This is a genomic window from Acinetobacter sp. P37 (assembly GCF_057480965.1).
Map to the genome: position 1 here is coordinate 1 of NZ_JBLIYY010000026.1, position 14,631 is coordinate 14,631.

Consider the following 14,631-nt stretch of genomic DNA (forward strand, 5'->3'; position numbering starts at 1 on the left):
CAGCTCCGACAGCTCCGACAGCTCCGACAGCTCCGACAGCTCCGACAGCTCCGACAGCTCCGACAGCTCCGACAGCTCCGACAGCTCCGACAGCTCCGACAGCTCCGACAGCTCCGACAGCTCCAGCACCTCAGCCAGTGGCAACGCAGTCAGCCGCAGAATATTTGGCAAACCCACTTTAAGGTTTCCATTGAACAATAAAAAAGACGCCTCGGCGTCTTTTTTCATTTTAGGAAAACTAGGGCTTTTGCAGTTGCGTTAAGGTTTTACGTGCCAGTCCTGGATCATCTGCAAATACACCATCTACACCGGCTTTATAGAAGTTTTCAAATTCTTTGGCCGCACCTGTATCACAGCGTTCTGTCGCCACAGAGCTACATTTTAAATAGTTAGGTAAAAAACCATTTTCAGGTCTGAGCGTATAAGGATGGACTTTCAAACCAGCAGCATGGGCATCTTTGACAAAATTGGTTTGTTTAAATTCAGTGTTTGAAAAGATATAGGTTTTACTAGGACCCACACCATCTGCATATTTTGCCACTGATTTTAGGCCTTCTGCTGTTGCTAAGCTTGCATAATTTTGAGGTGAGCTTTGTTGCTGTAAGTCACCCGGTATTGCAGTTGGGCTATCTAATAATTGAATAATTTTGCCATGTTTGAGGGTTTTCTTTTGCGTGAGTTGATCACGTAAGTACTTAAGATTGGTGGTTTCAAAGGACTGTAAATATACAGGCGCGATATCACGTGTATAACTGTATTTGGCAAGCGTTGTGAGTAAGCGATCTTCCATGGCTAGATTTTGCTGTTGGAAAAATGTGGGATGCTTGGTTTCAATATATAAACCAACAATTTTCCCGGTTTTTTTATAGTGCGCATCTGCAAGTTCAATGATCTGTTCGAGCGTCGGGATGCTGTATTGATCATTATATTGAGTGTTATTAGGACGATATTGTGCAATACGCTCACGTGCTTTTACATTTTGAGTCAGTTCATTCAAATTAAAGTCTTCCGTAAACCATCCTGTATAGTCGATACCATCGATTTTTTTGGTGGTTTTTCGATCCGCAAATTGTGACAGCGTACTAATATTGGTTGTCCCTGAAATTTCACTTTCATGGCGCGCAACCAAATAGCCATCTTTAGTAGGTACTAAATCGGGTTCGATAAAATCCGCACCATCGTCAATCGCTTTTTGATATGCGGCAAGGGTATGCTCAGGTCGCAAAGCACTGGCACCCCGATGCCCAACAATGACAAAACCTGTATCAGGCAAAACAGGGGGCTTGGTGACATGGGTTTTATCGTCATCCGAATTACATGCAGATAAACCGAAAACGCTAAAAAGGAGCAGTGAAGACACGCCCCATGAGGATTTCACTTTGCTTGTTATCGCTATATTCAACTGCTTTGTTAATTGTTTTTGCATGGCTGCCTCTGCATCTTTTTATTTAAATGAATGATGTTGCAGGCATACATTGCAGGGCAGTGGCTAAGACTTCATGACAGAGGCAATTTTGTCACATAAATTTACTAAAATAGCTGAAGTGGAAGCTCTCCATATTTTCTACATATTTCGCTTGAAGCAAGGTTTTTATGTAGTCTAGGCTTGTAATCAAGCTCATTGTGATTGATTATCAATAAGATTTTTTGAAAAAATTCAATCTACATTTTTTATTTCATTAATTGAAAAGTGACATGGACTGATGCTGTCTAAGTTTTTTATTTATCGACCGATTTTTGCAGGTGTCTTGGCGATCATCGTCATGGCGCTCGGGCTATTTGCTGTCCTCAATTTACCGGTAGAGCGCTATCCAGATATTGCGCCACCACGAATTACGGTCAGCGCAAGTTATAGCGGTGCGTCAGCAGAAACAGTTGAGGAAAGTGTCACACAAGTTCTTGAGCAACAGATTAAAGGAATTGATCACCTTTTATATTTTAGTTCAAGCAGTGACTCTTCAGGTCGAAGCCGGATCAGCATCAGTTTTGAAAATGGTACTGACCCAGATACCGCTCAAGTACAAGTACAAAATGCCATAAATGGGGTAATCAATCGGCTGCCCGAAGATGTGCAGCGCCAAGGGGTAAATGTCTATAAATCTTTGGGTGATACCCATATGGTTATCGGCCTCTATGATGAGACCGGCAAGAGTTCGAATATCGAACTTGGCGACTATATGATGACGCATCTAGAACAGGATATTGCTCGAATTGAGGGTATCGGTGAAGTCGATGTTTTTGGTTCACAATTTGCCATGCGCATATGGCTCAATCCACTGAAGCTGAAGCAATATAGCCTCATGCCCAGTGATATCCGTGCGGCTGTTGAATCACAAAATACGCAGGTTGCAGCCGGAGCCGTAGGTGAATTGCCCAGTGTTTCGGATCAATATCTTAATGCAAAAGTCACATCAGGTTCACGTTTAAAGTCAGTTGAAGAATTTGAAAATATTATTGTCAAATCTGCACGAGACGGCAGTTTTGTCTATTTAAAAGATGTTGCACGTGTTGAATTGGGTGCGGAAAATTATTCAGGGGTGAATACCATTAATGGATATCCATCTTCAGGGATGGGGATCTCATTGGCTTCTGGGGCGAATGCACTTGAAACCTCAGCCTTAATTAAGCAAGAAATTGAACAGTTAGCGAAGCAGTTACCTGCCGGTTATAAAATTGTTTATCCACGGGATAACACGCCATTTGTACAAGAATCGATTAAAGAAGTGGTGAAAACATTATTTGAAGCCGTTTTACTGGTGGTTTTGGTGATGTTTATCTTCTTACAAAATTGGCGAGCAACGCTGATTCCTGCGATTACGGTGCCTGTGGTGATTCTTGGTACTTTAGCGATTTTATATGCTTTGGGCATGACCATTAACACGCTCACATTGTTTGCATTGGTACTGGCCATCGGTCTGTTGGTCGATGATGCGATTGTGGTGGTGGAAAATGTCGAACGTTTAATGCATGAACAACAGTTAACAGTAAAACAAGCGGCCATCGAGTCGATGCATGAAATTAGTGGGGCATTAATCGGGATTACTTTGGTATTAACCGCTGTATTCATTCCTATGGCTTTCTTTGGTGGTTCAACGGGCGTGATCTATAGACAATTTTCCATCACACTTGTGGCTGCAATGGGCTTGTCATTGATGGTTGCGCTGATTTTAACGCCTGCATTATGTGCCTTAATTTTAAAACCCAATCCAAAACCACAGCGCTGGGCGATTTGGTTTAACGCCAAATTAGAGATTTTAAAAACCAAATATTTGACCCTTGCACAAGCCACAGTCCGTTATCGCTTATGGACGGTGGTTTTGTTTGCGGGGCTCATTACGGTATTTGCTTTGTTTTATCGTGCGTTGCCGACCAGTTTTATTCCAAGTGAAGACCAAGGCATTTTGAGTGTGCAACTTAAATTACAAGAAGGTGCACCGATGTCTAAAAGTCGTGAGGTCGGCGAACAAATTCGGCAGTACTTTTTAACTGAAGAAAAGCAAAATGTTGATTTGGTGATGATTCGTTATGGACGAAATTTTTCTGGTACGGGTCAAAACTTAGGGCAAGGTTTTATTGCACTGAAGCATTGGAATGAACGTTCAGGACAACACAATTCAGCGCAAGCGATTCGTGAACGTGCTATGAAACATTTTAAAAAATTTAACAATGCACAAATCAATGTCAGCATGCCGTCCTCTGTCAGTGGCCTTGGGCAAACCGATGGTCTGGAATTTTGGCTGCGAGATATGAATGGTGAAGGCCGTGCTTATCTCGATGCGCAATTTAAAAGCTTGCAAGAAAAATCTTCACAATTCAGTAGTTTCGAAAATTTAGACAAACGCTCTAACCCAGACAAAGCCGAACTAAAAGTGGATATTGATCAAAAACAAGCAATGGCCTTGGGGTTAACTCAAAATGCGATTAATAGCACCATGAGTAGCGCATGGGGCGGTAGCTATATCAACGATTTTATCGACCGTGGGCGCATTAAACGCGTCATGATGCAGGCAGATGCCGAATTCCGTTCTAAACCAGAAGATTTAGCTTATTGGCATGTACGTAATGACCAAAATGAAATGATTCCATTTAGTAATTTTTCAACCATTGGTTGGAGTGGTGGTCCAGAAGTTGTTAATCGTTTCATGGGCTATACCGCATTACAAATGGAAGCGGATACAGCCAAAAATGTCTCAAGTGGACAAGCCATGCAGGATGTTAAAGCTTTAGTTGATCAAGTGCCGGGTGTGGACGTGGCATGGAGTGGGTTATCCTTTGAAGAGCAAAAATCAAGTCATCAAGCGTTTTGGCTATATTTAGTCTCGATTGGATTTATTTTCCTCTGTCTTGCTGCCCTATATGAAAGTTGGAGTATTCCAACTGCAGTCATGAGTGCGATTCCACTTGGGATAGGCGGTAATATTTTGTTTAGCTACATGGCCGGTTTTCCAAATGACATCTATTTCCAAATTGCTCTACTGACAACAATTGGTTTGTCCTGTAAAAACGCGATCTTGATTGTAGAGTTTGCAGCGATGGCACAAGAAAAAGGCAAACATGTAATCGAAGCTGCAATGGAAGGCGCAGCACTTCGTTTACGTCCTATTTTGATGACCTCTTTGGCTTTTGGTGCGGGAGTGGTTCCTTTAGTTCTTGCTTTTGGTGCAGGTGCAGCCAGTCGCCAAGAGATTGGGGTGAGCGTACTCGGTGGGGTAATATTCGGTACGGTTTTGGTGCTGATTTTTATTCCGTTTATGTATGTGATGGTCCGATCTATTTTTAAAATCAAGCCGGTGTCTGAAACTTAGAAATAATTCACGCACAGCGTATCGCTCCACTAAAAGCCACCGTGAAAGCTTGAGTACATCGCGGTGGTTTTTTATGTCGCCAAATTTATGTCACCAAACTTTCGACAGGGAATTTTCACAGAGAATTTTCGCAAAGAACGTTCACCGAGAACATATTGAAGAGATTTGAAACTCTTTAGTTTATCCTTCAAAATGTGCTCTACATAGAAAGATTAAAATAAGAGTGAGTTGAATGGCGGATTTAATACAAAGACAGCGTGAAATTTCCGCTTTGCTGCAACAACAAAATTATGCAGCAGCAGTTTTCGCTTTACAGCCTCTGAACTACGCTGATCAGGCTCGTTTAATTCAGCAATTTCCAATCGAAGATCAAATCGAGTTACTTTCAGGTTTAGACCATCAGGGCTTGGTATTTGAGTTTTTCCCGTTTGAGTCACAGCGACAGCTGATTTCACGTTATCCACTGCGTCTACAAATTGAACTATTTGATGATATGCATTCTGATGATGCAACGGACTTATATAAAAGTTTAACTGATGCAGAACAAGATCGGATTTATCAACAACTTGATCAAGATACCCAAGAGCATCTAAAGGCGTTATCTGCATATGCAGAAGAGTCTGCAGGCGCAATCATGAGCTCAGACTATGTCAGTATGCCTGCTGACTTTACCATGCAACAAGCCATAGAGGCCTTGCGCCATGAACCGCATGACCGTGAAACCCTATATTTAATTTATGTCACCAATGATCAGTTTCAATTAGAAGGGGTGATTTCACTGCGGCAAATTTTGCAGGCCGATCGTGATTCACGGATTCAACAGGTGATGACCAAAGATGTGGTGACCGGCTGGATAGATGAAGACCAAGAGAGTATTGCGCAAAAACTGGCTGAATATGATTTTATGGCCTTACCGATTGTGGATCATGCCCAGCGTTTGATGGGGATTGTCACCTATGATGATGCGATGGATGTGGTACAGGCTGAAACCACTGAAGACTTTTTAAAAGCCAGTGCGGTGAGTACCGAACCAGGTATGAGCATTAATAAAGCACCGATTTTAAAGTTGTATCAAAAGCGGGTGTTCTGGTTGGTGATATTGGTCTTTGGCAGCTTATTGTCCGGATTAGGCATTTCATATTATGAAGACATCATTGCCGCACATATCGTCTTGGTTTTTTTCTTACCCTTACTGGTCGGAAGTGGAGGCAATGCAGGTTCACAGTCTGCGACTTTAATGGTGCGAGCGCTTGCCACAGGGGATGTAAAAATTCGAGATTGGTTTTATTTGTTGGGACGGGAGACGCTCGTCGCACTTTGCCTCGGCGGAACCATGGCCATTGCTGTATCGATTTTAGGCTACTACCGTGGTGATGCAACCGTCGCTTTAGTCTTGGCTTTAAGTATGATGGGCATCGTATTGCTCGGTTGTTTAATTGGGATGAGTTTGCCCTTTATACTCAACAAGTTAAAGCTCGATCCTGCAAGTGCATCTGCACCATTGGTAACCTCGATTTGTGATGCGACCGGCGTGGTGGTGTATTTGATGATTGCATCGCAATTGCTTAATTTATAGAGATTAGCATTTTGCTACAGATTGAAGACTTCTAATATGTTTTAATCTCAGTGATTTACACGGTTTTTATTGGATAAAACATGACTGAACCATTAAAACAAAAAATGTCAAAGCAAGAAGTCATTCGTCTTGAACGCGATCTCGCAAAGTTTGCCAATATGATGGACTCGGTGGTTCGAATTCCATTTACCCGACAAGGGGTAGGTGCAGATGCAGCGTTGAGTACCATTCCGGTCGCTGGTGATATCGCAGGATTCGTCTTGACCTGCTATGCCGTCTATAAAGCCAAACAGATTGGCGTACCACAAGCCAAATTAAATGGTGTGATGAAACTCGCGGTTATGGATGCTGTCGTGGGGTTTATTCCTGTTGCAGGGACGATCTTCGATGTGTTTATTCGACCGAGCCGTAAAGCTTTAGATGTCGTACACACGCATATTCGCGAAGAATATCAAATCAGTACAGACCAACATGTGGTACATCCGTTTTTACATGAAAAATTAGAAGAGAAACAACAGCAATCGGCTTTTTGGCGCAACCCTGTGGTTGCATGGATATGGATCCATATCCCAGATATACTCGGGTTGATTTTCTTATTAATCTTTATCTTTGCAATTTATATGGGTGGTTCATTGCTTTGGCAATGGTTAAAGGCCAATGGAGTATTGTAGATAGAAATGCCTTGTTACTTGAACGCGATCACTGAGAGGCTATTCAATTGAAAGATCGTTTAACTGAAAGATTATTGATAAGAAAGTAAATGTTCGGAGAAAAAAATTAGACTTAAAAAAGCCTCCATAGGGAGGCTTTTTTACCACATACATTAGATGCTCGATTATGGGCAATCTAATTGTTGTAATGCCGCAACACGTTGTTCAATCGTTGGGTGTGTTTGGAACAAAGCAGCTAAACTGAAACCTTGTTCTTGACCCGCAGAAATTGCAAAGGCTTTCATTTCTTTTGGCATTTGATCTGGCATTTCAGATTCTGCTTGTAAACGTAACAGGGCAGAAATCATCGCTTGTTTACCTGCTAAACGCGCACCAGCTTCATCGGCACGGTATTCACGGTAGCGAGAGAACCACATCACAATGGCAGACGCTGCGATACCAAAAACAATATCTAATACAATCGTAATGACAAAATATGCGATACCCGGTGCTTCACCATCTTCACGACCAAAGACATTACGGTCAATGAAATCACCTGCTACACGCGCAAAGAACATCACAAAGGCGTTGACTACACCTTGCACCAATGCAAGGGTAACCATATCACCATTAGCTACGTGACCAATTTCGTGAGCGAGTACGGCACGGAGCTCGTCTTTGTTCATACGCTCAAGTAGACCGGTAGAAACCGCCACTAAAGCATCATTTTTGTTCCAGCCTGTTGCAAAGGCATTTGACTGGTACGATGGGAAAATACCCACTTCTGGCATTTTGATACCAGAACGTTGTGCCAGTTGCGCAACTTCGTTAAGTAACCATGCTTCAGCTTGGTTACGTGGTGCATTAGGGTCAATCAGCTCTGTACCCGTGGTTTTCTTCGCCATCCATTTTGACATGAATAGTGAGATCATTGAACCCACCATACCGAACACAAAACAGATTACGAGCAAATTGCCTAAATTTAAGCCGCCTGCACCGTGGTAACTACCGACACCGAAGAGTGACAAGATTATGCCAGCTACAACCAGTACCGCGAGGTTGGTTAGCAAGAACAAACCAATCCGCATCATTGGGTAAATCCTCTTATTATAGAAAAATGATCTGATTTACAAATAAAAATCATTAAACTCAATATGAGGTGAAAGTCTTAAAATTTCAAGGAAAAATTAGTAAAACAGATGCAATTTTACAAAATCAGTGAATTTATTCATTGAAATAAATACGCGCTGAAGCAGACGCATTTGCTGTGGCAAATGAACCTGAAGGTGCGTCGGTAAAACTACCATTGTCTGTTTGAATAATTTGACGTGCCGATGATTTAGCAACCGTAGGGGCAGCAGCATGATAATTATCCGAACTGGCAATAATCCGACCACTATTTGAAGCGCTATTGGAATTGCTCGAACCCGAGACACTTAAACTACCAGCATATAGGTTGTTGTAGCGGCTAGTGACACGGCGGACATAATCTTGTGTTTCGCGAAAAGGTGGGATACCACCATATTTTGCGACATTGCCTTCACCTGCGTTATAACCAGCTAAGGCAAGTGAGGTGTTACCATTAAAACGTTTCAGTAGCCAAGATAAATATCGAGCACCAGCCATAATGTTCTGATGAGGATCATAAGCATTTGTTACATTGAAGCGACGTGCTGTGGCAGGCATGAGCTGCATTAAACCTTGAGCCCCAACAGGTGAACGAGCATTAGCGTTAAAGCCTGATTCGGTATGCATCACCGCTTTGATTAGACCTTCGGAAACACCATGTTGGGCCGCTGCTTGTTTAATAATATTGTCAAAGGCATTTTTATTCCTACTATAGCTGGGTAACACAGACGCTTCATTTGAGCCCCAGTTACTATAACTATGGATATTACTGTCCGGATAGTAGGTTTTTTTTTCAACTTTTAGATTGCTATAGCGGCCTTGTTTATTGGTTAGTAACGTTGTGCCATTACTTTCACGCAATTGATAAATCGTTTGGCCGGCAAAAATGTTTGGTGCTGCTAAACTGATAGCCACACTTCCACCTAATAACAGCCCCAAAGTCCAAGTAATGTTTTTCATTTTATTGTGAAGAAAAATTCTGTCCCCAAACAGTTAAAGAGAGTTTATCAAAAAAAAATTAGATGAAAAGGCTTCAAGGACTGATTTCTTCTTTACTTTGTAAAAATCAAGTCATTTTGATGATTCAATAATCAAAAAAAATATTTATTTTTTTTTAATGAGCTTAACTTGACACACTTAAGTCATTGATAATTAAATTTATTTAAATTGATCAAAAAATGATCAATTTAAATAAAAGCCTTAAAATAAGGGCGGCTCACCTTGTCAAGTCATTTAGAATCCACAAAGTTATCCACAGCTTTTGTGGACAACTGTGGAAAAGTCCAAAAGATAAGCATTTAGGCTAAAAAATGAACTGTACCGTATAGAATAATGCACTGAAGATTACGTGATCATGACAGTATTTCTACTTTTTTCGGAAATTACATTCTTTTGATGCGAGAAGTCTGCGAATCGGATAAAATTGCGTGGTATTTTTTTTTAGGTTTAACTCGTCTATGTTCTCGCCAGTTGAGTCCGAACAAGGATTTAATTTCAAACCAGAACTACCAACTAGCTCTGCGTATTATCGTTTATTGAAAAAGCTACGCCGTCAGGTCGGTCATGCCATTCGTGATTTTAAAATGATCGAAGAGGGTGACAAAGTGATGGTCTGTATTTCAGGCGGTAAGGACAGTTATACCCTGCTCGACATTTTGTTGCAGTTTAAGCGTATTGCGCCGATTAATTTTGATGTGGTTGCGGTCAACCTTGACCAAAAACAGCCGGGTTTCCCTGAAGATGTATTGCCACGTTATTTAGAAGAAAACAAAATTCCGTATTACATCTTAGAAAAAGATACTTACAGCATTACCAAACGTTTAACACCAGAAGGTAAAACGTACTGCGCAGTGTGCTCGCGTCTACGTCGTGGTTCGTTATACGGCTTTGCTCAAGAAATTGGGGCGACGAAAGTGGCTTTAGGTCATCACCGTGATGATATTTTGGCGACGTTCTTTTTGAACTTGTTCCATGGCGGCAGCTTAAAAGCCATGCCACCGAAATTATTGTCTTCTGATAAAAAGAACATTTTGATTCGTCCACTGGCTTATGTGGAAGAAAAAGACATTATCAAATATGCAGAAATGCGTAAGTTCCCAATTATCCCGTGTAATTTGTGTGGTTCTCAAGAAAACTTACAACGTGCGATGCTAAATGACATGCTGCGTACTTGGGATAAAGAATTTCCTAAACGTTTACACAGTATTTTTGGTGCGTTGCAAAATGTTTCGCCTTCACAACTGGCTGACCGTGACTTATTCGACTTTGAAGCCCTAGATGAACAACGCGAATTTGACTTTAAAAATAGCGAAAGTTGTTCAACTGAAGAAGGTGAGTCAGAAAGCAAACGCATTAATATGGTGAACTTAGGGTTTATGGCAGATTAAGCCGAAAACCTCATCACGCAAAAGGCATTCTACGGAATGCCTTTTTTATGCTTATGATTTTTCTCATTTTGTTATTAAACAGTTAAATATTGAACGGTGCGTACAAAAAACTTTAGCCTTTTCACAAATGATCATGCTATAACAAACCTCAAGCAAAATATGCTTGCACTGATGTTGTCCGGAACGGCAACACACACGAACAAAATAAATTGAGGAAAGATCATGCCTGCTTTTTTAACTGATGATTGGTTTTCAACTGTAGAAACTCTGACAGCTCAAGCTGGTGATTTAAACTTACCACCTGCATTGGCTAATCTTGCAATTAACCTTGTGGTTGCTGACGCTGCAGGCAATACTGAATTGTCATTAGACGGTGGTGCAATTAAAAAAGGTTTATCTTCAAACGCGAAAACAACATTGAACATGGATGCTGAAACTTTACGTAAAGTATTCCTTGAGTTTGATATGGCTGCAGCGATGCAAGCGTTTATGACGGGCAAAATAAAAGTACAAGGTGATATGTCACAATTGATGGCATTGCAAACAGCAAAACCAAGTACTGAGCAAAAAGATTTATTCAAAAAAGTACTTGAGCAAACTGCTTAAGTTTAAAACGAAAAAAGCTTACCCGAAGGTAAGCTTTTTTTGTGCGCTCACATGTAAATGTTAGGTGGACGCATATTAGATATTCACAAGTTGAGGTGTGGTTTTAATATGTTCCAAATACGCACGAATACGCGTGACATATTGCACAGCTTGACGATAACGACCATTGCTGGCCTTGTTACGGTCTAGATAAGCATATAAATTCACCCACTTATTCGGGTTTTTACCCTGAGAGTGGATGCGCTTTTGAATCTGACTTACAGCACCAGGACCCATGTTATAAGCCACTAAGGCATACCAATTACGATCAGGGTACGGAATGTTACTATAACGGTTTAACATTTGGTCATAGTACTTTGCACCACCTTGAATGCTTTGAGTCGCATCTGTACGGTTGCTCACACCCATGGCTTTTGCTGTACTGTTGGTCAGCATCATAATGCCACGAACACCCGTTGGGGATACCGAGTCAGGTTTGAGATAAGACTCTTGATAACCAATCGCTGCCAATAAATGCCAGTCTAGGTCGTATTGCTTGGCCGTGTTTTTAAAACTTGCCTTATAGATCGGCATACGTTTACTTAAATCACGTTGAATCACATTCCAAGAATCTTGTTTGACCACATTACGGTTGTAAAACGATGCCAACTGTCCAATTGCGCCATTTTGTTTGGCACGGCAAATAAAACCACTCGCGGTTTGGCTTAGTGGATCATCTGCATTTTTAAATACCCAGTTTAAGTTGCTGTTTAAACCATTCTTTTTCAAAGAAACGGTATCACCACAACTGGCTGAAAATGACGTCAAATGCTTGGCTTCAATGGTACTCATTTCGGCAGTGGTCATAGCAAAATTGGCTTGACCTTTGGCAACCATTTTTAAAGCAGTGGCATTGTCATTCACTGTTTTAAAATCTAATTGAACATTTAAACTTTCTGCATAGTTACGTGCAAGGTCGTAACCAAAACCATGTCGATGTTTACCATCCTGAAAAACAATGGCAGGATTGGCAACTGCAACAACAGTGAGTTTATTACTGTTGACGACAGCATCATATTGATGTGCTGTTTTGCTGGCATTAATACTGTGAAAAGGAATTAAGATAGTACTAAGTGCAAGCGCTTTAAATGGGAGAGAGTTAAAAGAGTTAAGGCAAAGCCTCGACCCAGAAGTTGAACTACTGTGCATGTTGTCTCCGCTACAAGTAATTTATGCCCTAAAAAGCAAAGGCAAACAGGCCTCAGACTTTTTCAAGTTTGATAAATTCAATAAGGGTTGGGCAGTCATGACGTCATTCAAAAATGACTAGGGGTTTTCGGGAAATATGTAGAAAATCTACACTGGATAAAAATTAAACAAGCCTAAAAGATGTGCGCATAATAATGAGCAAAAAAATACTTGTCAAATTTTGTACGAAAAAATATTAAAATATGTAACATAAATGATTGATTTTGTTTGGGAATAAATTTTATATACTTTGCCTGTGTAGAAATGGAGGATAAAATAGGCATGTTTTGTAAAAATCAGCACTTGCTCAAGGCCTAAAAATCGTCATGAAATCTAACTTAATTACCCGTGGTGGACACGATTTATTGGTCGCTGAACTTCAACATTTATGGCATGAAGAGCGACCTGAAATTACCAAAAAAGTGAACTGGGCGGCTAGTCTTGGAGATCGTTCGGAAAACGCGGATTATCAATATAATAAGCAATTGTTACGCAAAATTGATCGACGTGTACGCTACTTGGGAAAACGTTTGGAGGAGCTTCGTATTATCGATTACTCACCCGAACAAAAAGGGAAAGTCTATTTTGGGGCATGGGTTGATATTGAAAATGAAGACGGCGAACACAAAACGCTAAGAATCGTGGGGGTAGATGAAATTTATGATCATCATCCGCAACATATCTCAATTGATTCACCTATGGCTCGGGCACTCTTATCCAAGCAAGTGGATGATGAAGTCGAAGTCCTAACCCCGCTAGGAAAAAAATGTTGGTATATCAATTCAATTCGTTATGAAATGGGCGAAAGCACTGAAAAACAATAAACTGCTTTTATTTTGTTCAATTGGACGTGTTTTTTACAAAATAATTTGCCATTGCTGAATTTTATTTATATGATGGCGGCCATGGAAGCGTGGCAGAGCGGTTTAATGCACCGGTCTTGAAAACCGACGAGGGCGCGAGTCCTCCGTGAGTTCGAATCTCACCGCTTCCGCCATATTCAAAAAACCCTGATGTTTTTAGCATCAGGGTTTTTTTATGTGCGTAAATTGAGGTAATGCAATTAGCCTTGACCTCAATTCAATAAATTTTGATTGAGCTTCTATTTTTCAGCTCGAAGCCAAAATTTTACAATCGACTAAATTTTGTATGAACGATTCGCTAAGTAGTCAAAATAAGGCAAAATAATTTGCCAATCTGAATTTTTATTTATATGATAGCGGCCATGGAAGCGTGGCAGAGCGGTTTAATGCACCGGTCTTGAAAACCGACGAGGGCGCGAGTCCTCCGTGAGTTCGAATCTCACCGCTTCCGCCATATTCAAAAACCCCAATGTTTTACATTGGGGTTTTTTTATTGCCTAAATTTTTGAATAGTTTTTTTCTACAGGCGAAGTTGATATACAGCATGAATATGACATGCTATTAATTATTCACAATAAACAGAAAACAAGATCAATCGATTTAGAAAAGGAATTCATCCATGCAGAAACCAGAGCTTATTCATGAACTGGAATGGCAAGCGCGTTGTCAATTGGCGGCACTGTATCGCTTGGTGGCTTATTATAAAATGACCGACTTAATTGATACTCATATCAGCCTGCGTTTAAGTCATGAACCTGAGCATTTTCTGATTAATCGTTATGGTGTGACCTTTGACAAAATGACGGCTTCTGATTTGGTCAAAATTGATCATGAAGGAAAAATTATTGAAACTTATGATGCAGGGAAGATGGTGAATGTCGCCGGCTTTGTAATTCATTCGGCCTTACATCATGCGCGTGCAAATATTAATTGCGTTATTCATACGCATACTGCAGATGGCGTGGCAGTTTCTGCACAGGAACATGGATTATTGCCAATCTCACAACATGCGTTAAAGTTCTATCAGAACATTGCTTATCATGAATATGAGGGTATTGCCTTTTCAACTGAAGAGCGTGAAAGACTGGTACAAGATATGGGACATTATCGCTGCATGATTTTACGCAATCATGGCTTGCTTGCGACTGGAGATAGTGTGGCACGGGCATTTCATGAAATTTACTTTTTAGAACGGGCTTGTCAAATTCAAGTAAAAGCGTTGTCGAGTGCTACATTGCATTATCCAAGTCCGCAGGTTTGTGAACATACGTTGCAGCAGTTTGAAAATCCGATGGCCGAGCCCATTATTCAAGCGGCTTGGCAGGCGGCCTTGTCCTTAATTGAAGATCAGCAGTCAGATTATTGTCGCTAATATAATTTTCTATCATC

Annotated in this window: 12 protein-coding genes and 2 tRNA genes; 10 read left to right on the top strand and 4 right to left on the bottom strand. The window is 40.9% G+C overall.

Going from position 1 to position 14,631, the window contains the following annotated elements:
- Positions 1-182 (top strand): hypothetical protein (locus AC25JC_RS16235; RefSeq protein ID WP_486924445.1); only part of this gene is annotated, 182 nt, incomplete at its 5' end.
- A 56-nt stretch (positions 183-238) separates the two neighbouring features.
- Here AC25JC_RS16235 and AC25JC_RS16240 read toward each other — a convergent pair.
- Positions 239-1,426 (bottom strand): glycerophosphodiester phosphodiesterase, encoded by a 1,188-nt coding sequence (locus AC25JC_RS16240; RefSeq protein ID WP_486924446.1) that lies wholly within the window; start codon positions 1,424-1,426, stop codon positions 239-241.
- A gap of 277 nt (positions 1,427-1,703) precedes the next feature.
- On the opposite strand from AC25JC_RS16240, the gene AC25JC_RS16245 reads away from it, so the two are divergent.
- The 3 genes from AC25JC_RS16245 to AC25JC_RS16255 all read left to right on the top strand — a co-directional run bounded on the left by AC25JC_RS16245 (position 1,704) and on the right by AC25JC_RS16255 (position 7,052).
- Positions 1,704-4,805, top strand: a complete 3,102-nt coding sequence (locus AC25JC_RS16245) for a multidrug efflux RND transporter permease subunit (protein ID WP_486924447.1) — start codon at positions 1,704-1,706, stop codon at positions 4,803-4,805.
- 232 nt (positions 4,806-5,037) lie between these two features.
- On the top strand, positions 5,038-6,381 hold the full coding sequence (gene mgtE / locus AC25JC_RS16250) for a magnesium transporter (RefSeq protein WP_180114882.1): 1,344 nt from the start codon (positions 5,038-5,040) through the stop codon (positions 6,379-6,381).
- Positions 6,382-6,461: 80 nt separating this feature from the next.
- A complete protein-coding gene (locus tag AC25JC_RS16255; protein ID WP_180114884.1) occupies positions 6,462-7,052 on the top strand; it encodes a DUF4112 domain-containing protein in 591 nt (196 codons plus the stop codon).
- Between the two features lie 164 nt (positions 7,053-7,216).
- Here AC25JC_RS16255 and htpX read toward each other — a convergent pair whose 3' ends face one another.
- On the bottom strand, positions 7,217-8,122 hold the full coding sequence (gene htpX, locus AC25JC_RS16260) for a protease HtpX (RefSeq protein WP_078192146.1): 906 nt from the start codon (positions 8,120-8,122) through the stop codon (positions 7,217-7,219).
- 133 nt (positions 8,123-8,255) lie between these two features.
- The gene (locus tag AC25JC_RS16265) at positions 8,256-9,119 is read right to left on the bottom strand and encodes a lytic transglycosylase domain-containing protein (protein WP_486924448.1); all 864 of its coding nucleotides are present in this window, start codon (positions 9,117-9,119) and stop codon (positions 8,256-8,258) included.
- A 497-nt stretch (positions 9,120-9,616) separates the two neighbouring features.
- Between AC25JC_RS16265 and ttcA the strand changes: the two genes are divergently transcribed.
- Positions 9,617-10,546 (top strand): tRNA 2-thiocytidine(32) synthetase TtcA, encoded by a 930-nt coding sequence (ttcA, locus tag AC25JC_RS16270; protein ID WP_486924449.1) that lies wholly within the window; start codon positions 9,617-9,619, stop codon positions 10,544-10,546.
- Between the two features lie 222 nt (positions 10,547-10,768).
- Complete coding sequence (locus tag AC25JC_RS16275; protein ID WP_078190434.1) at positions 10,769-11,152, top strand: SCP2 sterol-binding domain-containing protein; 384 nt, start codon at positions 10,769-10,771, stop codon at positions 11,150-11,152.
- 75 nt (positions 11,153-11,227) lie between these two features.
- Here AC25JC_RS16275 and AC25JC_RS16280 read toward each other — a convergent pair whose 3' ends face one another.
- A complete protein-coding gene (locus AC25JC_RS16280; RefSeq protein ID WP_486924450.1) occupies positions 11,228-12,340 on the bottom strand; it encodes an MltF family protein in 1,113 nt (370 codons plus the stop codon).
- Between the two features lie 365 nt (positions 12,341-12,705).
- Here AC25JC_RS16280 and greB point away from each other — a divergent pair, with 365 nt between their 5' ends.
- The 4 genes from greB (at position 12,706) to AC25JC_RS16300 (ending at position 14,614) form a co-directional block, all read left to right on the top strand.
- The gene (greB, locus tag AC25JC_RS16285; RefSeq protein ID WP_180076767.1) at positions 12,706-13,203 is read left to right on the top strand and encodes a transcription elongation factor GreB; all 498 of its coding nucleotides are present in this window, start codon (positions 12,706-12,708) and stop codon (positions 13,201-13,203) included.
- An 83-nt stretch (positions 13,204-13,286) separates the two neighbouring features.
- Positions 13,287-13,376, top strand: a tRNA-Ser gene (locus AC25JC_RS16290).
- Between the two features lie 230 nt (positions 13,377-13,606).
- Positions 13,607-13,696 (top strand) — tRNA-Ser (locus AC25JC_RS16295).
- A gap of 165 nt (positions 13,697-13,861) precedes the next feature.
- Positions 13,862-14,614: a class II aldolase/adducin family protein gene (locus tag AC25JC_RS16300; RefSeq protein WP_486924451.1), complete on the top strand. Its 753-nt coding sequence runs from the start codon at positions 13,862-13,864 to the stop codon at positions 14,612-14,614.
- Positions 14,615-14,631: the final 17 nt, after the last annotated feature.